This is a genomic window from Rhodococcus sp. PSBB066 (assembly GCF_017068255.1).
GTDB classification, from domain to species: Bacteria; Actinomycetota; Actinomycetes; order Mycobacteriales; family Mycobacteriaceae; genus Rhodococcus; species Rhodococcus aetherivorans.
On record NZ_CP070859.1, the window covers coordinates 2967895 to 2992569 of the forward strand.

At 71.9% G+C, this 24675-nt stretch carries 13 protein-coding genes; 8 read left to right on the forward strand and 5 right to left on the reverse strand.

Annotation, left to right across the window (positions count from 1 at the left end):
* Positions 1-23: 23 nt before the first annotated feature.
* Together JYA75_RS13480 and JYA75_RS13485 are read left to right on the forward strand one after the other, a co-directional pair.
* The gene (locus JYA75_RS13480) at positions 24-13688 is read left to right on the forward strand and encodes a non-ribosomal peptide synthetase (protein WP_203330102.1); all 13665 of its coding nucleotides are present in this window, start codon (positions 24-26) and stop codon (positions 13686-13688) included.
* A gap of 142 nt (positions 13689-13830) precedes the next feature.
* Positions 13831-14859 carry an alpha/beta hydrolase family protein gene (locus JYA75_RS13485; RefSeq protein ID WP_044476578.1) on the forward strand — a complete coding sequence of 343 codons (1029 nt, stop codon included), beginning with the start codon at positions 13831-13833 and terminating at the stop codon, positions 14857-14859.
* A gap of 74 nt (positions 14860-14933) precedes the next feature.
* Here the strand turns inward: JYA75_RS13485 and JYA75_RS13490 are convergent, their stop codons facing one another.
* The 5 genes from JYA75_RS13490 to JYA75_RS13510 form a co-directional block, all read right to left on the reverse strand.
* Positions 14934-15908, reverse strand: coding sequence for an alpha/beta fold hydrolase (locus tag JYA75_RS13490; RefSeq protein ID WP_065922350.1), 975 nt, complete (start codon positions 15906-15908; stop codon positions 14934-14936).
* Between the two features lie 118 nt (positions 15909-16026).
* Positions 16027-16884 (reverse strand): ABC transporter permease, encoded by an 858-nt coding sequence (locus JYA75_RS13495; RefSeq protein WP_203330103.1) that lies wholly within the window; start codon positions 16882-16884, stop codon positions 16027-16029.
* A gap of 7 nt (positions 16885-16891) precedes the next feature.
* Complete coding sequence (locus JYA75_RS13500) at positions 16892-17743, reverse strand: ABC transporter permease (protein WP_050035539.1); 852 nt, start codon at positions 17741-17743, stop codon at positions 16892-16894.
* Complete coding sequence (locus JYA75_RS13505; protein WP_006947144.1) at positions 17740-18741, reverse strand: daunorubicin resistance protein DrrA family ABC transporter ATP-binding protein; 1002 nt, start codon at positions 18739-18741, stop codon at positions 17740-17742. Before JYA75_RS13505 ends, JYA75_RS13500 begins: the two co-directional genes overlap by 4 nt.
* Positions 18742-18872: 131 nt before the next feature.
* Complete coding sequence (locus tag JYA75_RS13510) at positions 18873-19568, reverse strand: GntR family transcriptional regulator (RefSeq protein ID WP_006947145.1); 696 nt, start codon at positions 19566-19568, stop codon at positions 18873-18875.
* 142 nt (positions 19569-19710) lie between these two features.
* Here JYA75_RS13510 and JYA75_RS13515 point away from each other — a divergent pair, with 142 nt between their 5' ends.
* The 6 genes from JYA75_RS13515 to rplB all read left to right on the forward strand — a co-directional run bounded on the left by JYA75_RS13515 (position 19711) and on the right by rplB (position 24667).
* Positions 19711-21375 (forward strand): amidase, encoded by a 1665-nt coding sequence (locus tag JYA75_RS13515; protein ID WP_203330104.1) that lies wholly within the window; start codon positions 19711-19713, stop codon positions 21373-21375.
* Positions 21376-21809: 434 nt separating this feature from the next.
* Entirely contained in the window at positions 21810-22115 is a 306-nt protein-coding gene (gene rpsJ, locus JYA75_RS13520) for a 30S ribosomal protein S10 (protein WP_003938093.1), read from the forward strand.
* A 45-nt stretch (positions 22116-22160) separates the two neighbouring features.
* On the forward strand, positions 22161-22814 hold the full coding sequence (rplC, locus tag JYA75_RS13525) for a 50S ribosomal protein L3 (protein WP_006947147.1): 654 nt from the start codon (positions 22161-22163) through the stop codon (positions 22812-22814).
* A complete protein-coding gene (gene rplD, locus JYA75_RS13530) occupies positions 22811-23494 on the forward strand; it encodes a 50S ribosomal protein L4 (protein ID WP_006947148.1) in 684 nt (227 codons plus the stop codon). Before rplC ends, rplD begins: the two co-directional genes overlap by 4 nt.
* Positions 23491-23796, forward strand: a complete 306-nt coding sequence (rplW, locus tag JYA75_RS13535; RefSeq protein ID WP_003938090.1) for a 50S ribosomal protein L23 — start codon at positions 23491-23493, stop codon at positions 23794-23796. The genes rplD and rplW overlap by 4 nt, the downstream gene beginning before the upstream one ends.
* 37 nt (positions 23797-23833) lie before the next feature.
* Complete coding sequence (gene rplB, locus JYA75_RS13540) at positions 23834-24667, forward strand: 50S ribosomal protein L2 (RefSeq protein WP_003938089.1); 834 nt, start codon at positions 23834-23836, stop codon at positions 24665-24667.
* Positions 24668-24675 lie beyond the last annotated feature (8 nt).

Genomic DNA, 24675 nt, shown 5'->3' on the forward strand with positions numbered 1-24675 from the left:
GACCGGCGACGGAGCACGCGGGGATGAGTGTCGACGGTTCGGGGGACCGACGACCGGACGAATCACGCAGCCGCCGGCCGGTCCGGCAGCGGCCCACACGCCGGCGCGGACCCCGCGTCGCCCTTCTGCCCCAGCTCCTGGCCGCCGCGGTCGAACGGGACCCCGGCGCACCCGCCGTGGTGTTCGAGGACCGCACCCTGAGCTACGGCGAGCTCGACTCGGCCTCCTCCCGGCTGGCGCGGCTGCTCATCCGGCGGGGGATCGGCCCGGAGGATGTGGTGGCGGTCGCCGTACCCCGCTCGATCGAGTCGGTGCTGTCGGTGTGGGCCGTCGCCAAGACCGGCGCCGCCTTCGTGCCCGTCGACCCGAACTATCCGGACGACCGCGTCCGGCACATGATCGACGACTCGGGCGCCCGGGCCGGCCTGACCCTCGCGGCCTCGGTGCCCGGCCTGCCCGGCTCCGTGCCCTGGATCGCCCTCGATTCCGCCGAGACCCGCACCACCCTCGCCGAGCAGTCCGCAGCGCCCGTCGCGCTCGACGACCGGGTCCGGACGCTGCGGGCGGAGCATCCCGCCTACGTGATCTACACCTCCGGTTCCACGGGCCGGCCCAAGGGCGTGGTCGTCACCCACACCGGCCTCGAGGGTTTCTGCGCCGAGCAGGTCGAGCGGTACACGCTGACCCCGGACTCGCGGACCCTGCACTTCGCTTCGCCCAGCTTCGACGCCTCCGTCCTCGAGCTGCTGCTCGCCGTCGGCGCGGGCGCCACCATGGTGATCGCCCCACCGTCGGTGTACGGCGGCGAGGACCTCGCCGAACTGCTGCGCAGCCGGCAGGTCACCCACGCCTTCGTCACGCCCGCCGCCCTGGCGTCCGTCGACCCGGCCGGGCTGGACACCCTCGGCGTGGTGATCGTGGGCGGTGAGGCGTGCCCACCCGACCTCGTCGCGCGATGGGCGCCCGGTCGCCGCTTCTTCAACGGGTACGGCCCCACCGAGACCACGATCATGACGAACATCTCGCACGCGCTGCAGCCCGGCGAGCAGGTCACCATCGGCCGGGCCGTCCGCGGGATGACCGCGCACGTGCTGGACGAGCGCCTCAACCCCGTCCCGGCCGGTGTCGTGGGTGAGCTGTATCTCGAAGGGCCCGGCCTCGCCCGCGGCTACCACCGTCGCGCCGCGCTGACGGCCGAGCGGTTCGTCGCCGGGCCCGGCGGCACCCGCCTGTACCGGACCGGTGACCTCGTCCGATCGGGCGAGACCGGCCTGATCTACGCGGGGCGCAACGACTTCCAGGTCAAGATCCGCGGATTCCGCATCGAACTCGGCGAGATCGATGCCGCGCTGGCCGCACACCCCGATGCCGACTTCGCCGTCACGGTGGGACGGCCGACCCCGTCGGGGGAGGCCCGGCTGGTGTCGTACGTTCACCCCGTGCCGGGGGCGGTCGTCGACCCCGACGCGCTGACCGAGTTCGTCGCCCGCCGGCTGCCCGCGCACATGGTGCCGACCGTGATCGTGCCCCTCGACCGGATCCCCCTGACGCCGGTCGGCAAGCTCGACCGGGCGGCCCTGCCCGAACCGGAGCTGCCCGCCCACGAGTACCGCGCGCCCCGCTCCGCCGCGGAACACGCGGTGGCCGAGGTGTTCACGGAGCTGCTCGGCACCGAGCGGGCCGGGCTCGACGACGACTTCTTCGAGCTCGGCGGCAACTCGCTCGTCGCCACCCGCGCGGCTGCCCGCCTCGGGGAGCGGCTCGCCACCCGGGTCCCCGCGCGGCTGCTGTTCGAGGCGTCCACCGTCGAGGGTCTCGCCGCACTCGTCGAACCCTCCGTCGGGGAAGGAGCGCAGCAACCGCTCGTCGCCGGGCCGCGCCCCGACCCGATCCCGCTGTCGCTGGCACAGCAGCGGATGTGGTTCCTCAACCGGTTCGATCCGGCGTCGGCCGCGAACAACATCCCCGTCGCACTGCGCGTCCGCGGGGGGCTCGACGTCGATGCCCTGCGCCGGGCCCTCGCCGACGTCGTGGCCCGGCACGAGGTGCTGCGCACCGTCTATCCCGATCGCGACGGCGTCGGGTCCCAGCTGGTCCTCCCGCCGGAGCAGGCGGCGCACTCCCTCGACCCGGTGCCGACGCCGCCCGACGAGATCCCCGGAGCGGTCGCCCGGCTCGCGACGGCCGGCTTCGACGTGACCGCCGAGGTGCCGCTGCGGGTCGCACTGCTGCGGTCGGCCGACGACGAGCACGTCCTCGTCGTGGTCGTCCACCACATCGCCGCCGACGGCGCGTCCATCGCCCCCTTCGTGCGGGACCTGGTCACCGCGTACGTCGCCCGCACCGGCGGCGCGGCCCCCGCGTGGGAACCGCTCGCGGTGCAGTACGCCGACTACGCCCTCTGGCAGCGCGCGGTGCTCGGTGACGAGTCCGACCCCGCGTCGCCGGCCGCGCGGGAGATCGAGTTCTGGCGCGGCGCGCTCGCCGACCTCCCGGATCGGCTCGACCTGCCGACCGACCGGCCCCGCCCGGTGGAGGCGTCGGGCCGCGGCGCCACCGTGGACTTCGAGGTCGATGCCGCCCTGCACGAGGCGGTCGAGGCCACCGCCCAGGCGACCGGCACGTCCGCGTTCATGGTCGTCCACGCCGCGCTGGCGGTGCTGCTGTCGCGCCTGTCGGGCACCGCGGACATCGCGATCGGCACGCCCGTCGCCGGCCGCGGCGAGCGTGCGCTCGACGACCTCGTCGGCATGTTCGTCAACACCCTCGTGCTGCGCACCCGCATCGAGCCGGCCGCCACGTTCGCCGAACTGCTCGGCCGGGTCAAGGACACCGACCTCGCCGCGTTCGACAACGCGGAGCTGCCGTTCGAGCGGCTCGTGGAGGTGCTCGATCCGGTGCGGTCGACCGGGCACCACCCGCTGTTCCAGGTGGCGCTGTTCTTCCAGAACCTCGACCGTGCCGAGGTGACCCTGCCGGACGTGGAGATCGAGCCCGTCGACCTCGGCGGGGCCATCGCCAAGTTCGATCTGCAGCTGACCGTCTCGCCGCGGGAGGACGCCGGGAAGCCGGCCGGAATGTCGGCGCAGTTCACCTACGCCACAGACCTTTTCGACGAGTCCACGGTGCGGGATTTCGCCGGCCGCCTGATGCGGATGCTCGCGGCGCTCACCGCCGACGCCGGCCGCGTGGTCGGCGACGTCGACCTCCTCGACACCGCCGAGCGACGCGCCCTCGCCGTCGGCAACGACCGTGCGGTGCATCCGGTCCGGGCGACCGGGCTCCTCGCCGCGTACCGGGACGCCGTCGCCCGCCACCCGGATGCGGTGGCCGTCGTCTTCGGTGACGAGTCGCTCACCTACGCCGAGTTCGACGCGCGCGTCAACCGGCTCGCCCGGCACCTCATCGGTCTCGGCGTCGGACCCGAAACCCTGGTGGCCCTCGCGATCCGGCGATCGATCGAACTCCCGGTCGCGATCTACGCGGTCATCGCGGCCGGCGGCGCCTACGTCCCGCTCGACCCCGACCATCCGGCCGAGCGGATCGGGCACATCCTGGCCACGGCACAGCCGGTGTGCGTCCTGAGCACCCGCGCGGACGCGGCGGACCTGCCCGGCACGGTCGCCCCCGTCCTGGTCGACGACCTCGACCTGCAGTGCTACGCGCCCGACCCGATCCGGGACGGCGAGCCGGCCGGCCCGATCCGCCCGGACACCCCCGCCTACGTGATCTTCACGTCCGGTTCCACGGGACGCCCCAAGGGCGTGTGCGTCTCGCACGAGGCCATCGTCAACCAGCTCGAGTGGATGGCCCACGAGTACGAGATCACCGGCGGCGACGTCTATCTGCAGAAGACCGCCACCACCTTCGACGTGTCGCTGTGGGGCTGGTTCCTGCCCCTGCGCGCCGGCGCCACCCTCGTCGTCGCCACCCACGACGGTCACCGTGACCCCGTGTACGTCGCCGAGACGATTGCCCGGCACGGCGTGACGCTGACCGACTTCGTGCCCTCGATGCTCACCGTGTTCGCCGCCCATGCGCCGGCCGGCACCTGCTCGACGCTGCGGCACGTGTTCGTGATCGGCGAAGCCCTGCCGCCCGAGACCGTCGACGCGTTCCGCCGGGTCTCGGACGCCGCGGTGCACAACCTGTACGGCCCGACCGAGGCGGCAGTCTCGGTGACCTACTGGCCCGCCGGTGACGAGCGGCAGAGCGTGCCCATCGGCGTGCCCGAGTGGAACGTGCGCGTGTACGTTCTCGACGGCCGGCTGCACCCCGTCCCGGTCGGCGTGCCCGGCGAGTTGTACCTTGCCGGAGGGCAACTCGCACGTGGTTACGTGGGCCGCCCGGACCTCACCGCGGATCGCTTCGTCGCCGACCCCGCCGGCGCCCCCGGCGCTCGCATGTACCGCACCGGTGACCTCGTCCGGTGGCGCCGCACCGCCGGCGGCGAGCCCGTCCTCGACTACATCGGCCGCACCGACTTCCAGGTGAAGTTCCGCGGTCAGCGGATCGAGCTGGGGGAGATCGAGACGGCTCTGCTCGCGCAGCCCACGGTCGGTCAGGCCGTGGCGCTCGTCGTGCCCACGGCCACCGGTGAGCAGCTCGTCGGATACGTCGTCCCCGCCCCGGGCGCGGCGGTCGAGAGCGCGCAGCTGCTCGGCGCCGTCAAGGAGATCCTGCCCGCGTACATGGTGCCGTCGGCGCTCGTCGCGCTCGACGCCTTCCCCCTCAACGCGAGCGGCAAGCTGGACCGCAAGGCGTTGCCGGAGCCGGTGTTCGAAACCCGCGGGTTCCGCGGGCCGCGCACGCCTGTCGAGGAGATCGTCGCGGGCATCTTCGCCGACGTGCTCGGCCTCACCCGCGTCGGTCTCGACGACGACTTCTTCACCCTCGGCGGGAACTCGCTCGTCGCGACCCAGGTCGCGGCGCGGCTCGGTGCTGCGCTCGACACCAAGGTGGCCGTCCGCGTGCTGTTCGAGACCCCCGAGGTGGAGGCTCTCGCGGCCCGCCTCGAATCCGAGGTCGGCCGGACCGGGCGCGTCGCCCTGCGCCCCCGGCCGCGACCGGAGGTCGTCCCGCTGTCCCTCGCCCAGCAGCGCATGTGGTTCCTCAACCGCTTCGACCCCGACTCCGCGGTGAACAACCTGCCGCTGGCCATCCGGCTCCGAGGTGACCTCGACGTCGGGGCGCTGCGCGCGGCGATCGACGACGTGGTGTTCCGGCACGAGTCGCTGCGCACGGTCTACCCGGAGGTCGACGGGGTGGCGCGCCAGGTCGTCCTGCCCACCGCGGATCCGGCCGCCGGACTGGAGCCGACGCCGGTGAGCGAGGCCGACCTCGCGGCCGCGGTCGCCGCCGAGATCGGTGCCGGATTCGACGTGACCACCGGAGTCCCGCTGCGGCTGAGACTGTTCCGGCTGTCCGAACGGGAGCACGTGCTCGTCGTCGTGCTGCACCACATCAGCGGCGACGGATTCTCGATGGGGCCGCTCACACGCGACGTGATGCTCGCCTACGCCGCACGGGCCGCCGGCCGGGAACCCGACTGGGCGCCGCCGGCGATCCAGTACGCGGACTACGCGCTGTGGCAGCGGGAGGTTCTCGGCGCCGAGGACGATCCCCGGTCGGTGCTCGCGCAGCAACTCGGCTACTGGCGCAGAACGCTGTCCGGGATCCCCGACCAGCTCGACCTGCCGGCGGACCGGCCCCGTCCGCCCGTCGCGTCGAACCGCGGTGCCGTCTCCGGCTTCTCCGTGGACGCCGGCACGCACGCGGCGCTGACGGCCCTCGCCCGGGAGCACGGCGTCACGCTGTTCATGGTCGTCCACGCGGCACTGGCCACTGTGCTGGCGCGGCTGTCCGGCACCGAGGACATCGTGATCGGCACGCCCGTCGCCGGGCGGGGCGAGGCCGAACTCGACGACGTCATCGGCATGTTCGTCAACACCCTGGTGCTGCGCACCCCGGTCGGCCCCGGCGACACGTTCGCCGCCCTCCTCGCTCGCGTCCGCGAGACCGACCTCGAGGCGTTCGGCCATGCCGACGTGCCGTTCGAGCGCATCGTCGAGGTCCTCGATCCGGAACGGTCCCAGGCGCGGCACCCCCTGTTCCAGATCGCGCTCAGCTTCCAGAACCTGGCGCGCACCCGCCTCGAACTTCCGGGCCTGGCCGTCGAACCGGTCGACTTCGCCTTCGACCAGGCGAAGTTCGATCTGCAGGTGACCGTCTCGGACGTGGTCGCCGAGGACGGTGCGCCGGGCGGGCTGTCCGTGGCGCTGACCTATGCGACCGACCTGTTCGACGCCGGCACCATGGAGGCCTTCGCCCAGCGGTTCACCCGGGTGCTCGCGGCGGTCGCCGCCGATCCGGCCACGGTGGTCGGGGACATCCCGCTGCTGCCGGACGAGGAGCGGGCCGTCGTGCTCGAGGCGTGGAACGCGCCGGGCACCCGCGCCGCCGGCGAGACGCTCGTCGACCGGTTCCAGGCGCAGGCCGGCCGGACCCCCGACGCGGTCGCCGTCACCGCCGGCGACCGCAGCCTGACCTACGGGGAGCTGGCGTCGCGCGTGAACCGCCTCGCCCGTACCCTGATCGACCGCGGAGTGCGGCCGGACAGCCTCGTGGCCGTGGCCCTGCCGCGCACCGAGGAACTCGTCGTCGGACTCCTCGCCGTGCTCCAGGCCGGCGGTGCCTACCTGCCGTTGGATCTGACGTATCCGGCGGACCGCCTCGAATTCATGCTCGCGGACGCCGCTCCCGTCTGCGTGCTCGTCTCCGGCACCGATCGGGAGGCGCTGCCGGACACCGCCGTCGAGGTGATCGACGTGTCGGCGCTCGATCTGTCCGCGGTCCCCGGCGCACCGGTCGGCGACGACGAACGACGGGCCCCGCTGCGCGTCGACAACCTCGCGTACGTCATCTACACGTCCGGCTCCACCGGCCGTCCCAAGGGCGTGCAGGTTCCGCACCGGCCGGTCCTCGAACTGTTCGAGAACACGTGGCCCGCCTTCGAGTTCGACGAGCGGGACGTGTGGACGATGTTCCACTCCTACGCGTTCGACTTCTCCGTGTGGGAACTGTGGGGACCGCTGCTCTACGGTGCCCGGCTCGTCGTCGTCGACCACTACACCTCGCGCTCGCCCGAGGACTTCCGCGCCCTGCTGGCCAGGGAACGGGTGACGGTGCTCAACCAGACCCCGTCGGCGTTCTACCAGCTCGCCGAGGCGGACCGCGCGGCCGCGGAACACGGCGACGAGACGGGCCTTCCGGCACTACGGTACGTGATCTTCGGTGGTGAGGCGCTCGATCTGCGGCGGCTCGCCGGCTGGTACGCCCGGCACGCCGAGGACGCGCCGCGTCTGGTCAACATGTACGGCATCACCGAGACCACCGTGCACGTCTCGCACCTGCCGCTCGCCGCGGCCGACGCGGGACTCGCCGCGAGCGTGATCGGCCGTGGCATCCCCGGGCTGGGCATCTACGTCCTCGACGCGCGCCTGCAGCCCGTTCCGGTCGGCGTGCCGGGGGAGATGTACGTGCGCGGAGCGCAGCTCACCCGCGGCTACCTGGGACGCGCCGACCTCACCTCCGGCCGGTTCGTCGCCGATCCGTTCGGCGCGCCCGGCACCCGCATGTACCGGACGGGCGACATCGCCCGCTGGAACGCGCGAGGACAGCTCGAGTACGCCGGACGCAGCGACTCCCAGGTCCAGTTGCGCGGCTTCCGCATCGAACTCGGCGAGATCGAGGCCGCTCTCACCGGCGTCGCCGGTGTGGCGCAGGCCGTCGCGGTCGTGCGCACCGACGAACGCACCGGCGACCGCCTCGTCGGCTACGTGGTGCCGCGCGCGGGACACGACCTCGAGCCCGCGACGGTCCTGGACTCGGTGGCCCGGTTCCTTACCGGATACATGGTTCCCGACGCGATCGTGGTGCTCGAGACGCTGCCGCTGACCGCGAACGGCAAGCTCGACCGCAAGGCTCTACCCGCTCCGATATTCAAGGGCGACAAGAGATTCCGTGCTCCCGGCACCCCCACCGAGGTCGCGATCGCCGCGGTCTTCGCGGAGGTCCTGGGCGCGGAGCGGATCGGTGCCGACGACTCGTTCTTCGCGCTCGGCGGCGACAGCATCGTTTCGATCCAGCTGGTGTCGCGGGCGAAGGCCCGCGGTGTGGTCTTCACCCCCCGCGACGTGTTCGAACGCAAGACCGTGGCCGGGCTCGCCGAGGTCGCGCGCGTCGGTGCGGAGGCGGCGGTACCCGCGCTGGCCGAGCTTCCCGGCGGCGGCGTCGGCGACATGCCGTTGACGCCGATCGTCCGGTTCATGGTCGAACGCGGCGGCCGATTCGATCGCTACACCCAGACGCTCGCGCTGGAACTGCCGGCCGGCATCGACCGCGACGGCGTCGTGGGAACCCTCACGGCCGTCGTCGACCGCCACGACATGCTCCGGGCGCGCCTGCGCCGCAACGGCTCCGGCGACTGGGAGCTGTCGACCACGCCGCCGGGCAGCGTCGACGTCGACGCGCTCGTCGCCCGCATCGAGGTCGCGCCCGGGACCGACGAACAGGCGCTCGCAGACCTCGCCGCGCGGGCACTCGACGAGGCCGAGTCGCGGTTGCGGCCGGCCGAGGGCGTCGTGCTGCAGTTCGTGTGGCTCGACCCGGGCGCGGCGCGCACCGGGCGGCTCGTCGTCGTCGCGCACCACCTCGTCGTCGACGGCGTCTCCTGGCGCATCCTCGTTCCGGACCTCGTCACGGCGTGGGCGCAGCTGTCGAACGGCGGACGTCCGGAGCTTCAGCCGGTCGGCACGTCGTTCCGGCGCTGGGCGCACGCCCTCGCCGAGACCGCGGTCCCGGCCCGTGCGGCCGAACTCGGGCTGTGGCGCTCGATCGTCGACGGGCCCGATCCGATGCTCGGCGCGCGCCCCTTCGATCCCACCGTCGACCTCGCCTCCACGGTGGATAAGGTGCGGATCCAGGTCGATCCCGCGACGACCGACGCATTGCTGACGACGTTGCCCGCACGGTTCCACGGGGGCGTCAACGACGCACTGCTCGCCGCGCTGGCACTCGCCGTCGCCCGGTGGCGCCGCGACCGGGGCGTCGCCGAGCCGTCGGCGCTGGTCCGGCTCGAGGGGCACGGCCGCGAGGAGGAGGTCGTCCCCGGCGCGGACCTCGGCCGCACCGTCGGCTGGTTCACCACCATCTACCCGGTCCGGCTCGACCTGTCCGGGGTGGATCTCGACGACGCGTTCGCCGGGGGCCGCGCCGCGGGCGCCGCGATCAAGGCCGTCAAGGAGCACCTGCGCGCCGTTCCGGACAAGGGCATCGGCTACGGGCTGCTGCGCTATCTCGATCCGGCCGCCGGCCCCGTGCTGCGGGCGCTGCCGTCCGGGCAGATCAGCTTCAACTACCTCGGCCGGATCGACGCCGGCGAGATCCCCGAGGGCGCGGCCGGTCTCGGCTGGCTGCCCGCCGGGGACCTCGGCGACCTGTCGGGTCGCGACGACGCCGACGCGCCCGCGATGGCCACGGTCGACATCAACGCCGTCGTGATCGGCGGCCGGCTCGGCGCAAACTTCGGATACGCGAGCGGTCTGCTCGACCGCGGCGACGTCGAGGAACTCGCGCAGCTGTGGGTGCGCGCCCTGGAGGCGCTCGCCGCCCACGCCGCCCGACCCGACGCGGGCGGTCTGACGCCGTCCGACGTCCCCCTCGTGCACGTCGGCCAGAGCGACCTCGACACGTGGGAGACGCGGTACCCCGCCCTGGTCGACGTGTGGCCGCTCGCCCCGCTGCAGTCCGGTCTGCTCTTCCACGCGATGCTCGCCGACGGCTGGCCCGACGTCTACACCACCCAGGTGCTGCTCCACCTCGCGGGCCGGGTCGACGTGGCCCGGTTGCGCCGGGCGGCGGAGGCACTGCTCGAGCGGCATCCCAACCTGCGCACGGCGTTCGTCGCCGGCGAGTCCGGCGAGCCGGTGCAGCTGGTGCTCGACGACGTCTCCCTGCCGTGGCGCGAGGTCGACGCCGTCGGCGCGGACGGCTCCGACCTGGAGGCGATGGTGCGGGCGGACCAGGACGTCCCGTTCGACATGGCCGCCCCGCCACTGATCCGCTTCCTCGTCGTGCGCACCGCCCCGGACGCGTGGACGCTGGCCGTCAGCAGCCACCACATCCTGCTCGACGGGTGGTCGATGCCGCTGCTGCTGAAGGACCTGCTCACCCTCTACGCGACCGACGCCGATGCGACGATCCTGCCGCGGGTGCCCGCGTATCGCACCTACCTGGAGTGGTTGGCCGCGCGCGACCACGACCGGTCCCGCCGGGCCTGGGCGGACGCGCTGGCCGGCCTCGAGGAGCCGGCCATGCTCGCCGAGGTGCTCGGTGACGGCGAGGCGGGAGCCGTGGGCGGCGCGGAGCACCGCGTCGCGATCGACGCCGACACCACCGCCGCGCTGACCGAGTACGCGAGCCGGCTCGGCGTCACCGTCAACACCGTTCTCCAAGCGGCGTGGGCCGTGCTGGTGGCCCGCTCCACCGGCCGCGACGACGTGGTGTTCGGAACCACCGTCTCCGGCCGGCCCGGCGGGCTCGAGGGTGTCGAGTCGATGGTCGGGTTGTTCATCAACACGATTCCGGTGCGCGTCCGCCTCGACCCGGACATGGCGGTCGACGCGGCGCTGCGTGCCCTGCAGGCCGAGCAGGCCGACCTGCTCGACCACCACCACATCGGGCTGGCAGAGATCCAGCAGCTCGCGGGGACCGGCGCGTTGTTCGACACCCTGCTCGTGTACGAGTCCTATCCGATCGACCGGAGCGGCCTCGAGCAGGCCAGCTCGATCGACGGCATGACCGTCGCCGGCGTGAACACCCGGGACGCCACCCACTATCCGCTCACGGTGGTGGCCACGGCCGAGGAGTCGCTGGCCTTCGGGTTCAAGTACCGCCGGGACGCCTTCACGGCCTCCGCCGTGCAGAACCTCGCGCAGCGCTACCTCCGGGTGCTCGGCGGCCTCGTCGCCGGGACGGCCGGCACGACCGGGCAGCTCGAGATCCTGGGCGACGCCGAGCGCGACGATCTCGTCCGACGGACCGGACGCCCGGCGGAACCGGCCGTGCCGCTGGCCGACCTGCTGGCCGCGGCCGCCGCCCGCGACCCGCAGTCCACCGCACTGTCGTACCGGGGTCGCGAGCTGACCTACGCCGACCTCGATGCCCGCTCGTCGCGGCTCGCGCGTCTGCTCATCGCCCGCGGCGTCGGGCCCGAGGACGTCGTGGCCGTGGGGCTGACCCGGTCCTTCGAGTCCGTGATCTCGGTGTGGGCGGTCGCGAAGACCGGTGCCGCGTACGTGCCGGTCGATCCCGGCTACCCGGTCGACCGGGTCGTGCACATGGTCACCGACTCGGGGGCGCGGGCGGGAGTGACCGTCGCCGCCGAACGCACCGGCCTGCCCGACACGATCCCGTGGGTGGTGCTCGACGACGAGGAGGTCGAGTCCGAACTCGCCGTGCTGTCGCCCGCGCCGGTGACGGACCGTGACCGGGCGCGTCCGCTGCATGTGGACAACCCCGCCTACGTCATCTACACCTCCGGCTCCACCGGGCTGCCGAAGGGCGTGGTCGTCACCCACACCGGCCTGGCCAACTTCGCCGCCGAACAGCGCGAGCGTTACGGCCTCGGACCGGCCACCCGGGCGCTGCACTTCGCGTCGCCGAGCTTCGACGCCTCGGTGCTCGAACTGCTGCTCGCGGTCGCGCCCGGGGCCACGCTGGTGATCGCACCGCCCACCGTCTACGGCGGCGCGGACCTCGCGGAACTGCTGCGTCACGAACGCGTCACCCACGCGTTCGTGACGCCCGCGGCACTGGCGTCGGTCGATCCCGCGGGCCTCGACGACCTGCGGACCGTCGTGGTCGGCGGCGAGGCGTGCCCACCGGAGCTCGTCGCGCGATGGGCGCCGGGCCGGGCGTTCCACAACGGGTACGGGCCCACCGAGACCACCGTCATGACCAACATCAGCGATCCGCTGACCCCCGGCGGGCCGCTCACGATCGGCGGGCCGCTGCGGGGCACGCGCTCGCTCGTCCTCGACGACCGGCTCCGGCCCGTGCCGGTCGGGGTGGCCGGCGAGCTGTATCTGTCCGGCGTCCAGCTGGCACGGGGGTACCACGCCCGGCCGGCGCTGACCGCGTCCCGGTTCGTCGCCGATCCGTACGGCACCGGCAGCCGCCTCTACCGCACCGGCGACGTCGTGCGATGGACCGGGGCGGGCGAGATCGAGTACGTGGGCCGGTCGGACTTCCAGGTGAAGGTCCGCGGCTTCCGGATCGAACTCGGGGAGATCGACGCCGTGCTCCGCCGTGATCCGGCGGTCGACTTCGCCGTCACCGTCGGACGGACCTCCGAGGCGGGCGTCGTGCGGTTGGTCTCGTACGTGACGGCGCGGCCGTCGGCGACCGTCGACACCGCCGCGTTGCTGGCCTCGGCGGCGAGGGCGCTGCCGGGACACATGGTGCCGTCGGCGATCGTCGCCCTCGACGAGGTCCCGCTCACGCCGGTGGGCAAGCTCGACCGTGATGCGCTGCCGGAACCGGACACGGCCACGCGGCCGTACCGCGCCCCGGAGACCGATGCGCAGCGGGCCGTCGCGGACATGTTCGCCGAGGTGCTCGGTCTCGACCGGGTCGGGCTCGACGACGACTTCTTCGAACTCGGTGGCAACTCCCTGGTGGCGACGCAGGTCGTCGCGCGCCTGCGGGACGCGCTCGGGGTGGAGGTGCGGGTGCCCTGGTTGCTCGCGGCGCCGACGGTGGAGTCGTTCGCCTCCCGGATCGGCGGCGACGACGCCGGCGGGGACGCGGCGCTCGCCGTGGTCCTGCCGCTGCGCGCCGGCGAGCCCGACGTGACCCCGCTGTTCTGTATCCATCCGATGATCGGCCTGGCCTGGCCCTATGCGCCCCTGGCGGCGCGGCTCGCTCCCGGCCGGCCGGTCTTCGGGCTGCAGACGCCGGCGCTCACGGACCCGGGATTCGTCCCGGCGTCGATCGAGGCGCTCGCGCAGCGATACGCCGACGAGATCGCGCGGGTCCGTCCCGAGGGGCCGTACCGGTTGGCCGGCTGGTCGCTCGGTGGGGTGCTCGCCCACGCGGTGGCGGTGGAGTTGCAGGCCCGCGGCGCCCGGGTCGAGCACCTCGCGATGCTCGACTGCATCCCGCGGATCGACACGGACCGCTTCGGCGCCGAGTTCGCCGAGAACCTCCGCAGTCTCGGAGTGGACGCGGATCCGGACGCGCTGCGCGACGGTTTGCCGGCGGAGGCGGCGAACGCTGTGGCCGCCGCGGTGCCCCGGGAGCTGATCGAACTCGACGCGCCGCGGGTGCAGCGCATCTTCGCCGCGGCGGTGCTCTCCCCGGATCTGATCAACCGGCACGAACCGGGGCTCTTCGCCGGCGACGTCGACTTCTTCAGCGCGCGGGACGAGCACCCGACGGAGGCAGACGCGGCGGTTCTGTGGGTCCCGTACGTGTCCGGGCGGGTCCGGAATCGGTTCGTGCCCGGAGCGCACGGCGCGATGATGGATCCCCCCGCCCTCGACGTGATCGTGCCGGCGTTGGATCGTGACGCGATCGATGTGACGGATGTGAACGGTGAGGTTTCTGACGGCCGGTACGCAAGGTAACGTTCACGCCCGTGCTGTCGATTCAGTACATGCTGCGCCGCAGGGCGCACCCCGGTTCGCCGGGGCTTGGGGACGCCCGCCCGCCGGGCCTGAGGAGGTTGACGGAATGAGTGTTGTCGAGTCGCGGAGCCGCGCTCGGAGGCTGGGAACAGCCGCGATCTCGGCGGCGGTACTCGCGCTGCCGCTGTTCACGGGCGCCTCGTTCGCCTCGGCCGACCCGGTGGCCGACACCCTGCAGCCCATCACGGCCGTCACGTCCGAGAACGGGTCGTACATCACCAGGATCGAGAACTACGGAGAGCAGCAGCTGCTCGTCTGGGTCTACTCGGCGTCCATGGACGAGGAGATCCTGCTGGACGTGTGGCGCCCGGCCGACACCAGCAAGCCCGCGCCGACGCTGTACCTGCTCAACGGTGCCGGCGGCGGCGAGGACATGGCCACCTGGCGGGGTCGCACCGATGCGATCGAGTTCTTCAAGGACAAGCACGTCAACGTCGTCTCGCCCGTCGGCGGCATGTTCAGCTACTACACCGACTGGAAGAACCCCGATCCCAAGCTCGGCGTGAACAAGTGGGAGACCTTCCTGACCAAGGAGATCCCGCCGCTGGTCGACGGTGCGCTCGGCACCACCGGCGTCAACGCGATCGCGGGCATCTCCACCTCGGGCACCTCGGTGTTCCAGCTGCCTCTCGCCGCGCCGGGACTGTACCGGGGTGTCGCCGCCTACAGCGGCTGCGCGCAGACCTCCGATCCGATCGGCCAGCAGTTCGTCAAGACCACGGTCGAGACGTGGGGCAGCGGCGACACCGAGAACATGTGGGGACCGACGAACGACCCGACGTGGGCGGAGAAAGATCCCTACGTCAACGCCGAGAAGCTGCGCGGGCTCGAGATGTACATCTCCAACGGCAGCGGTCTGCCCGGTCCGTACGACACGCTGACCGGACCGGAGATCGACGGGGACGCCGGTGTCCTGGCGAACCAGATCGTCGTCGGTGGCGTCATCGAGGCCGCCACCAACTACTGCACCCACAACCTGAAGAACCGGCTCGATACGCTCGGCATCCCCGCCACCTACAACTTCCGCGAGACCGGAACCCACTCGTGGGGCTACTGGCAGGACGACCTGAAGGACTCGTGGCCCGTGCTGCAGCGGGCCCTCGGGGTCTGACACCCGGCGCGGTGAGCATGCGAACGGCCCCTCCCGCCGGGAGGGGCCGTTCGCATGCCGGGGATCTACGGGTGTCAGCCGGCGGGCGGCGCGGTGCAGGGCGCGGGCACGGTCTCGGCGTAGTGCGGATCGAGAGCCGACTTCACCAGGTGCAGCGACTCCGGAAGTTCCAGGAGGGCGAGGTGATCGGCCGGGCTGGTCGGGCACACGTCCTCGACCCACACGTTGTGCACGACGCTGTCCGCGCCCGGTTGCAGGAACGCATTCTCCGGGGGCGTGGCCACCGTGTCCTGACGGGTGGCGATCGACGTGTAGTCGATCCCCGGCAGGGTCTCGGTTCCGGAGTTGAGCCGGGCCAGCACGCGCGATCCGATCAGCTGCTGACGACCGGCGATACCGAACACCATCTGCGCGACGCGCTCGGTGGCCCATTCCTGGTTGCCCAGCCCCAGGCGGGCGAACAGGGAATACAGCTGCTGCATCCCGTTGAAGGTGGTGCCGTGGTTGGTCGCCCCCAGCATCACCAGCTTGTCGACCTCGTTGCGGGCCGGGTCCGCCGGGTCCGCGCCGCCCTCGAACCGCAGGTACTGACGGGAGACCGGTCCACCCTGCGAGTGGCCCACGAGATCGACCCGATCGGCCCCGGTGTGAGCGCGCACCGCATCGACGAACTCGCCGAGCTGCTTCGCGGATTCCTCGATGCTCCCGACGCCCCAGATCATGAGGCCGGGGTCGACGAGCGAGCGGATGCCCCCGTAGTTCAGGGCGTAGACGCAGTAGCCGAGGTCGGCGAGCTGCGGGGCCGCCACGGCCCACGAGCTGGTCATGTCCATTCTCGTTCCGTGCACGAGAACCACCGGCCGGGGATGTTCGGGGGAGGGCACGCAGTCGAGGTTGTTCGCCCCCGCGGGGCTCGGCCCCATCGATTCGAGCAGCGCCGGCAACGAGGCGGCGTCGGTGGTGTCCGCGGCGGCCGTGGGCAGCGCCGGCCCGGCGGCGGTCAGGGCGGCGGCCATCACCGCGACGGTGATCCGGCGGGCATACTTCATCGGCATTCCTCCGAGGGGCCGCACTGCGGTGACAGTGCCGTGGCTGCAGCAGCCGTTGTGCGGCCGCGGGTCGGCGGACAGGATAACAGCCGGGGACGGCCGTTCGGGGTCGCCGAGGTCAGCCCTCCTCGGCTGCGCGCCGGTAGCCCCGGATCGCCGGAATCGTGAAGACCGCGATCATGAGGGCCGACCACATCAGCGTCTTGATCAGCGGTTCCGCGAGCGGACCGCCCACCGCCAGGGCCTTCATCGTGTCGATCGCACACGACATGGGCTGGTTCTCCACGACCGGCTGCAGCCACCTCGGATAGGCCATGACCGGCACGAACCCGGAGTTGAAGAACATCAGCAGGGTGCACGCGATCGACACCAGTTCCACGAGGGGCAGCTTGCTCGACATGGTGGCCAGGACCGTCACCATCAGGGCGAACCCGATGCCGAAGAGAACGGGGATGACGAGGATCGCGAGTCCGGCGGCGAGACCCTGGGTGAAGCGGAAGCCCAGGCCGACGCCGGCCGCCAGGATGATGAGGGTCGTGGCGAGCACACGGACGGCCTCGGCGAGCATGCGGCCCAGCAGCCCGGCCGCCCGGTGGATCGGCAGGGTGTAGAAGCGGCCGAGCAGGCCGCTCTGCCGCTCCGTGCGCAGGCCGACGGCGCTGACCACCGACCCGAACATGGCACCGACCAGGATGATCATGGGGACCGTGCCGTAGATCGCGGGCTGTCCGGTGGCGGCGGTGACCGTGTTGCCCAGGACGACCCGGAACATGAGCAGGGTGAGCGCCGGGTAGACCAGCGCCTGGATCATCGTCGCGGGATCGCGCGCCCAGCGCAGCAGCAGCCGCTGGCACTGGATGCGGCTGTGCTCCCACAGGGCGCCCCACGATCGCTCCGGACGAGCGTGCTCGGGCGGCGGGAAGGTGAAGGCGGCGCCGTTGGCGTCGACGGGACGGATGTCGGGAGGTCCGTTCATCTGCCGCTCACCCCCGCCTCGTGCTGGCCCACACGGCGAGCGGGGCGAACACCAGCGCGAGACCCGCGCACCAGGCCACGGTGGGGAACAGGACCGACCACGTGACGCCGCCCTCGGCCATGTCCTGCATGGCGAACGAGAACTGCGAGATCGGCTGGTTGCGCACGAACGGCCGGATCCACTCGGGGAAGCCCTCCTCCGGGACGAAGCCACACGAGAGCATGCCGAGAATCAGCTGCGGCAGCGTCAGGGCCTGCGCGGTGGCCTCGGGGCTCTTCGACAGCGTGCCGATCGCGTCGGCGCCCAGCGACAGGACGAGGCTGATGGCCAGGGCGGTGACGCAGAACAGGACCGCCTGTGCGAATCCCGCCGAGAACCGGAAGCCGATGGCGTAGCCGAACAGGAGCGCCCCCGCCAGGGACACGACGGACCGCAGCATCGCGCTCGACATCCGCGAGATCAGCGGGACCGCGCTGAACACGGGCATGGTCTGCAACCGCGTCGTCAGTCCCGTCATCGCCTCACCCGAGGACAGCTGCGCCGCGGAGATGGCCGTGAACGCCATCGCCTGCAGGACGATGATCGGCATCAGGTACTGCGCGTAGTCGATGCCCTGCAACGACATCACGAACTTCAGCGGCAGGTAGAAGCCCAGGCCGAACACCACCGGGGTGATCGCCGCGACGACGAGTTCGCCGTACCGCGCCATGGTGCGGACCGTGCGCATCGTGAGCGCGCTCCACTGGTTGAGCACCGTCGGGTCGGCCCGGCGGTGCGAGCCCACCCGCTTCTCCGGCAGCGAGATGTTCGCGTCGTGCCGCACCCGCTGGGCGCTGATGCTCTTCGTGTGGACGGTCACGCGGGCTCTCCCGTCGTCGCGGACGTCGTGTCGGCGCCGGCCGAGTGCCCGGTCAGGCTGAGGAACACATCGTCGAGGGAGGGCCGGCGCAGGCCGATGTCGGCCAGCTCGATCCGGGTGGGGGCGAGCCGGCGCAGCGCCTCGGCGAGCGTCGCCGGGCCGTGCGGCGCCGGAATCGAGACGCGGTCGTTGCTGCCCGCGGTGGCCAGCTCGGCGCGCACGTCGGGCGGGACGAGGTTGCCGAGGGCGTGCACCACCCACGGCAGCGCGTTCGGGTCGACCGGGACGATTTCGCAGTAGCTGCCTCCGGTGGAGGCCTTGAGCTCGTTGGCCGTCCCCTCCGCCACCACGGTGCCCCGGTCGATGACGATGATGTTGTCGCTGAGCAGGTCGGCCTCCTCGAGGTACTGCGTCGTCAGCAGCACCGTGATGCCCTGCTTCTTGAGCGCACCCACCAGGGACCAGACGCCCTGCCGGCTGCGCGGATCGAGGCCGGTGGTCGGCTCGTCGAGGAAGACGACCTCGGGGCGCACGACGAGCCCGCATGCGATGTCGACGCGCCGGCGCATGCCGCCGGAGTAGTGCCGCACCGCCCGCTTACCGGCGTCCACCAGATCGAATTCGCGGAGCAGCTCGTCGGCGCGCTGGCGCGCGGCCGCGCGGTCGAGGCCCATCAGACGGCCGAACAGGATCAGGTTCTCCCGGCCCGACAGCGTCTCGTCGAGGGCGGCGTACTGGCCGGTCATCATGATCGAGCGGCGCACGGCGGCGGGGTCGCCGACCACGTCGTGCCCGGCGATCACCGCGCGCCCGCCGGTCGGGCGCAGCAGCGTGGACAGGATCTTCACCGTCGTCGTCTTGCCGGCGCCGTTGGGCCCGAGAATGCCGAGGACCGAGCCTCGTGGGGCGGAGAACGTGATGCCCTTGAGGGCATGGACGTCCCCGAACGACTTGTGCAGGTCGTCGACGAGGACCGCTTCGTCGTGGTATCTCAGCATCACTCTCCGCCGTGGAACTCTCGGTCGGCCGCTTGCGGACCCGTCGACGAGTAGATCCCGCCGTCACGCCGCGATGTTACCGGCCGGTGCCTGCGGCCCCGGTCTTCCGCGAGCGCCGGGCCGTGCGTCCGTCAGCTCCAGACGCCGATCTCGTCGAGGTGCCGGACCAGCCGGCCGGCCCCGTCGGTGAAGTGCCGGCGGGTCTCCCGGCCTGCGGAATCGCCGTCGCCGCGGCGCAGGGCGTCCACGAGGCGCTTGTGCGACGCCACCGCCGCGGCACCCCAGTCGGGGTCGGACGAGTAGAAGTGCACCGGCGTGTAGCGCGTGGCGTTGAGCAGGAACCAGGACAGCTTGCGCGCGCCGGTCGCGCGGTTGAGTGTGCGGTGGAAGGCGAACTCGAGGTCCTCGATCCGCGCCCCGTCCCCGCTGCGCACCGCTTCGGCCAGGCGTTCGTTGAGGTCGGCCAGCTCGGCCACGGTGTCCGGGGTGATCACCGCGGCCGCCCGTCGCGCCAGCTCCTCCGCGATCTGCCCCTGCAGCCAGAACAGGTCGTCGATGTCGCCCCGGCTCAACGGGGCCACGACATAGCCGCGGTGCGGGACGAGCTCCACGAGTCCCTCGCCGCGCAGTGTGAGCAAGGCCTCACGCACCGGGGTGACGCTCACGCCGAGCTCGGCCGCGGTCTCGTCCAGCCGGATGAAGTCGCCGGGCCGGACCCCACCCGACATGATGAGATTGCGGACGTGCACCGCCACGTCGTCGGACAGCTGGGGCCTGCGGCGCAGCGGCCGGGACCCGGGCGACCGGGACTGGGCAGAGGATGTCATTCGGCGCTCCTTCAGTCCCGCGTTCCGGGGCGCGGGTCGCTTCCGTTCGACGGATTATTCCGCACCGGTCGTGCGCCGTGGGGGAGGGGCGCGGGATGCGCGTGCGCTGCGGCCTCCGCTACCCGCCGTTATGGTCGGACCGGTGAGTTTCGAAACGTCACGACGTCGTTTTCTCGGAACCATGGCCGGTGGCCTCGTCGGGCTCGGCCTGATGCACCCTGCGCGCGCGGGCGCCCGGCCGGCGGCCCGGCTGCCCGATCCGGGGACCGTCCCGGTCATCGATCCGGCCCTGCTGAGCGCGGTCGAAGCGGCGAGCCTGCTGCAGTCCGGGCAGTTGCACCCGCGCGAACTCCTCGATGCCTGCCTGCGCCGTAGCCGGGACCACGACGGCGGCGTCGGCGCATGGATCCACCTCTATCCAGACCTCGCCTATGCCGCCGCCGACGCGGCGGCGACCCGGCTCAGCGCCGCCCGGGCGTCGGGCGAGCCCGTCTCGCCCGTGTGCGGGCTGCCGATCGCGCTCAAGGACCTCTTCGCGGTGGGCGGGCTCCCGCTCACCGCGTCGAGCAACGTGCTGCGGGACAACGTGGCCGCCGGGGATTCGGGGGTGTGGCGCCGGCTGCAGGAGGCCGGGGCGGTCCTGCTCGGTCACGTGCACACCGACGAGTTCGCGATCGGCGTGGTCACCCCGCAGGTGGCCAACCCGTGGAACCCGCAGTACTCCCCGGGCGGCTCGTCGGGCGGCAGCGCCGCCGCGGTGGCGGCCCGGTTCGTCCCCCTGTCGGTCGGCAGCGACACCGGCGGCTCGCTGCGGCTGCCGGCCAGCTCGTGCGGCGTCTCGGCGATCAAGCCCACGTACGGGCGGATCACCTCGCACGGGATGATCCCGCTCACCTGGACCCGGGACCACCCCGGCCCCATCGGGCACAGTCTCGCGGACGCCTCGCTGCTGCTGGGTGTCCTCGCCGGCGCGGAGGCGGACGATCCGGTGACGGCCGCCGGCCCGGGCGTGCCCGAGGGCGGCTACCCGCTGGTGCCGCCCGCCGGGACCGCGCCGCTCGCGGGCGTCCGTATCGGCCTGCCGCACGGGGCGACCGACCGGCTGGCCCCGGAGCTGCGGCGCCTGTTCGACGAGTTCCTCGCGACGGCGCGTGCGCTGGGCGCCGAAACCGTACCGGTGTCGATGCCGCACCCACCGGATTCGCTCCTGGCCGGCGACACGGCGGAGATGGGGGCCTACCACCGGCAGTTCGTGGACCGGCTCGGCGACTACCGCATCGATCTCGCACCGCTCGTGAGCGCGGCGGTGGCGTCGCTCGCGCTGCCGGTGGCCGACTACTTCGGGCTCGAGCGCGACCGGCTGCGCTACCAGCACCAGTACAACGCCATGTTCCGGGACCACGCTCTCGACGTGATCGCGTTGCCGGGCGCGCTCGACGACGGCTGTCCCCGCGACGCGTTCGCGGGCCTGAGCGTGCTGTCCGGGGTGGCCGGCGACGTCCAGTGGGCCAATTACACCGGCGCCCCTGCCGTTTCGTTCCCGGTCGGCCGCTCGGCGGTGACCGGGCTGCCGTTCGGTGTCCAGCTGGGCGCGCTGCCCTGGCAGGAGGCCGCGTTGATCTCGGTGGGGCTGGCCCTGCAGGAGGCGTTGCCGGTGTGGCGCGACGTGCCGCCCGTGGCGCCGGCGCCGCGCGAGCTGCCGGTGGCCACGCCGGCGGCGCCGGGACCGGGTCCCGATCCGACCAACACGCTCGGGGCGGCGGCGCCCGTGCGGACGCCCGCGACGTTGTCGACCGGAGGGTGGTGACGGCCGCGCGGCCGGGGCGAAGTTGAGAATGCCGACCGGGTCCTGCATACTGGTCGGGTTGCCTTGACCGGGTCACGGTTTTCCGCGGCTCGGAACGAGATCGAGTGACAGTCGCGGATCGAGCCTGACGGCCTGGTCGCGGCCACATGCAAGACGGAAGCAGTACCTCCCTGTACCCGTACGGGTGCATCCGGCAGGTCGATCCGTGGTGTCGAGCGTTGGTTCGACGCCGCGGAGCGAGCAGTAGGGCGACACGCCCGACCGCGTGTGCCGGAGAACAATGACAGATGAACAGCGGCATGCGGATCGGGTGCGCCCGGTCACGAAGTGTGAAGAGTGCTGTTCGCCGTCGCCGTTCGGGTGGAACTGTGCAGACGAGGTGGTTCCCGACTCGTTCGGGTACTACGAAACGCGGCAAGAAAAGGACACTAAGCGTGGCGGGACAAAAGATCCGCATCAGGCTCAAGGCCTATGACCATGAGGCGATCGACGCATCTGCGCGCAAGATCGTCGAGACGGTGACCCGCACGGGCGCCCGCGTGGTCGGCCCGGTGCCGTTGCCCACCGAAAAGAACGTGTACTGCGTCATCCGCTCGCCGCACAAGTACAAGGACTCGCGCGAGCACTTCGAGATGCGGACTCACAAGCGGCTGATCGACATCCTCGACCCGACGCCCAAGACCGTCGACGCGCTCATGCGCATCGACCTCCCGGCGAGCGTCGACGTCAACATTCAGTGACTTTCGAGACCAGCGAGCTTGTAGAAGACGCAGCGGAGACAACACATGACTAACCAGATCAAGGGAATCCTGGGCACCAAGCTCGGCATGACCCAGGTCTTCGACGAGAACAACCGGGTCGTTCCGGTCACCGTCGTCAAGGCCGGACCGAACGTGGTCACCCAGATCCGCACCGAGGAGCGCGACGGCTACAGCGCCGTGCAGCTCGCCTACGGTGCGATCGACCCGCGCAAGGTCACCAAGCCGGTCGCCGGCCAGTTCGCCAAGGCGGGTGTCACCCCTCGCCGCCACATCGTCGAGCTTCGCGTCGACGACACCGAGGGCTTCGAGATCGGCCAGGAACTGACCGCCGAGGTCTTCGAGGACGGCGCATTCGTCGACGTCACCGGCACCTCCAAGGGCAAGGGCTTCGCCGGCACCATGAAGCGCCACGGCTTCGCCGGCCAGGGCGCCTCGCACGGTGCGCAGGCTGTGCACCGTCGTCCGGGCTCCATCGGTGGCTGCGCCACCCCGGGCCGCGTGTTCAAGGGAACCCGCATGTCCGGGCGCATGGGTAGCGACCGCATCACGACGCAGAACCTCTCGGTCCACAAGGTGGACGCCGAGAACGGCCTGCTGCTGATCAAGGGTGCGATCCCGGGCCGCAAGGGCGGCGTCGTGATCGTCAAGACCGCAGTGAAGGGTGGTGCACGGGCATGACCAGCACCGAGACCGCAACCAAGCTGACGCTCGACGTCAAGGCCCCCGGCGGCCAGACCAACGGCACCGTCGATCTCCCCGCCGAGATCTTCGACGCCCCCGCGAACATCGCGCTGCTCCACCAGGTGGTTGTCGCGCAGCTCGCCGCGGCTCGCCAGGGCACGCACGCCACCAAGACCCGCGGCGAGGTCCGCGGCGGTGGCCGGAAGCCGTACCGCCAGAAGGGCACCGGCCGCGCCCGCCAGGGTTCGACCCGCGCGCCGCAGTTCGCCGGCGGTGGCACCGTGCACGGCCCGCAGCCGCGCGACTACAGCCAGCGCACCCCCAAGAAGATGAAGGCCGCCGCCCTCCGCGGTGCCCTCTCCGACCGGGCCCGCAACGAGCGCATCCACGTGATCACCGAGCTCGTGGCCGGACAGACGCCGTCGACCAAGGGCGCGCGCACCTTCCTCGCGGAGCTGACCGATCGCAGGAACCTGCTCCTCGTCGTCGGCCGTGAGGATCTCGCGGCGTGGAAGAGCGTGCAGAACCTGCAGAACGTGCACGCGATCGCTCCGGACCAGCTGAACACCTACGACGTGCTCTACAGCGACGACGTCGTGTTCAGCGTCGAGGCGCTCGACACGTTCATCCACGGGCCGGCCGAGTCCGCCCAGGCAGAGAAGGAGGAGAGCAAGTGAGCACGATCGCGGATCCGCGCGACATCCTGCTGGCTCCGGTCATCTCCGAGAAGTCCTACGGGCTGATGGAGGAAGGCACCTACACCTTCCTGGTGCACCCGGACTCGAACAAGACGCAGATCAAGATTGCCGTCGAGAAGGTCTTCGGCGTCAAGGTGACCAGCGTCAACACCGCCAACCGTCAGGGCAAGCGCAAGCGGACCCGGTTCGGTTACGGCAAGCGCAAGGACACCAAGCGCGCGCTCGTGACCCTGTCGGCCGACAGCAAGCCCATCGAGATCTTCGGAGGGCCGGTCGCGTAGGCGGCCGGGTCTCGAGAGATAGAGGACGAGAAGACTCATGGCAATTCGTAAGTACAAGCCGACAACCCCGGGTCGGCGCGGCGCGAGTGTCTCGGACTTCGCCGAGATCACCCGCTCGACGCCCGAGAAGTCGCTGGTTCGCCCGCTGCACGGCCGCGGTGGTCGCAACGCGCACGGCCGCATCACCACCCGTCACAAGGGTGGCGGACACAAGCGTGCCTACCGCCTGATCGACTTCCGCCGCAACGACAAGGACGGCATCCCGGCCAAGGTCGCTCACATCGAGTACGACCCCAACCGCACCGCCCGCATCGCGCTGCTGCACTACGTGGACGGCGAGAAGCGCTACATCATCGCCCCCAAGGGCCTGGTGCAGGGCGCCCCGGTCGAGTCCGGCCCGCAGGCCGACATCAAGCCCGGCAACAACCTGCCGCTGCGCAACATCCCGACCGGTACCACCATCCACGCGGTGGAACTGCGTCCGGGCGGCGGCGCCAAGATGGCCCGCTCCGCCGGCGCCAGCATCCAGCTGCTCGGTAAGGAAGGCACCTACGCCACCCTGCGTATGCCCTCCGGTGAGATCCGTCGCGTCGACGTGCGCTGCCGCGCCACCGTCGGCGAGGTCGGCAACGCCGAGCAGTCGAACATCAACTGGGGCAAGGCCGGCCGCATGCGCTGGAAGGGCAAGCGCCCGACCGTCCGTGGTGTGGTCATGAACCCGGTCGACCACCCGCACGGCGGTGGTGAGGGCAAGACCTCGGGTGGTCGCCACCCGGTCAGCCCGTGGGGCAAGCCCGAGGGCCGCACCCGCAAGAACAAGGCGTCCGACAAGCTCATCGTCCGTCGTCGCCGTACCGGCAAGAAGCGCTAGTCAAGGAG

Excerpts from the sequence above, each read along its gene's own strand:
- JYA75_RS13505 (WP_006947144.1), bottom strand. The coding sequence starts at position 18,741 with ATGCTGAGATACCACGACGAAGCGGTCCTCGTCGACGACCTGCACAAG.
- JYA75_RS13490 (WP_065922350.1), bottom strand. The coding sequence starts at position 15,908 with ATGAAGTATGCCCGCCGGATCACCGTCGCGGTGATGGCCGCCGCCCTG.
- JYA75_RS13495 (WP_203330103.1), bottom strand. The coding sequence starts at position 16,884 with ATGAACGGACCTCCCGACATCCGTCCCGTCGACGCCAACGGCGCCGCC.
- JYA75_RS13480 (WP_203330102.1), top strand. The coding sequence starts at position 24 with ATGAGTGTCGACGGTTCGGGGGACCGACGACCGGACGAATCACGCAGC.
- rplB (WP_003938089.1), top strand. The coding sequence starts at position 23,834 with ATGGCAATTCGTAAGTACAAGCCGACAACCCCGGGTCGGCGCGGCGCG.
- rplC (WP_006947147.1), top strand. The coding sequence starts at position 22,161 with ATGACTAACCAGATCAAGGGAATCCTGGGCACCAAGCTCGGCATGACC.
- JYA75_RS13510 (WP_006947145.1), bottom strand. The coding sequence starts at position 19,568 with ATGACATCCTCTGCCCAGTCCCGGTCGCCCGGGTCCCGGCCGCTGCGC.
- rplD (WP_006947148.1), top strand. The coding sequence starts at position 22,811 with ATGACCAGCACCGAGACCGCAACCAAGCTGACGCTCGACGTCAAGGCC.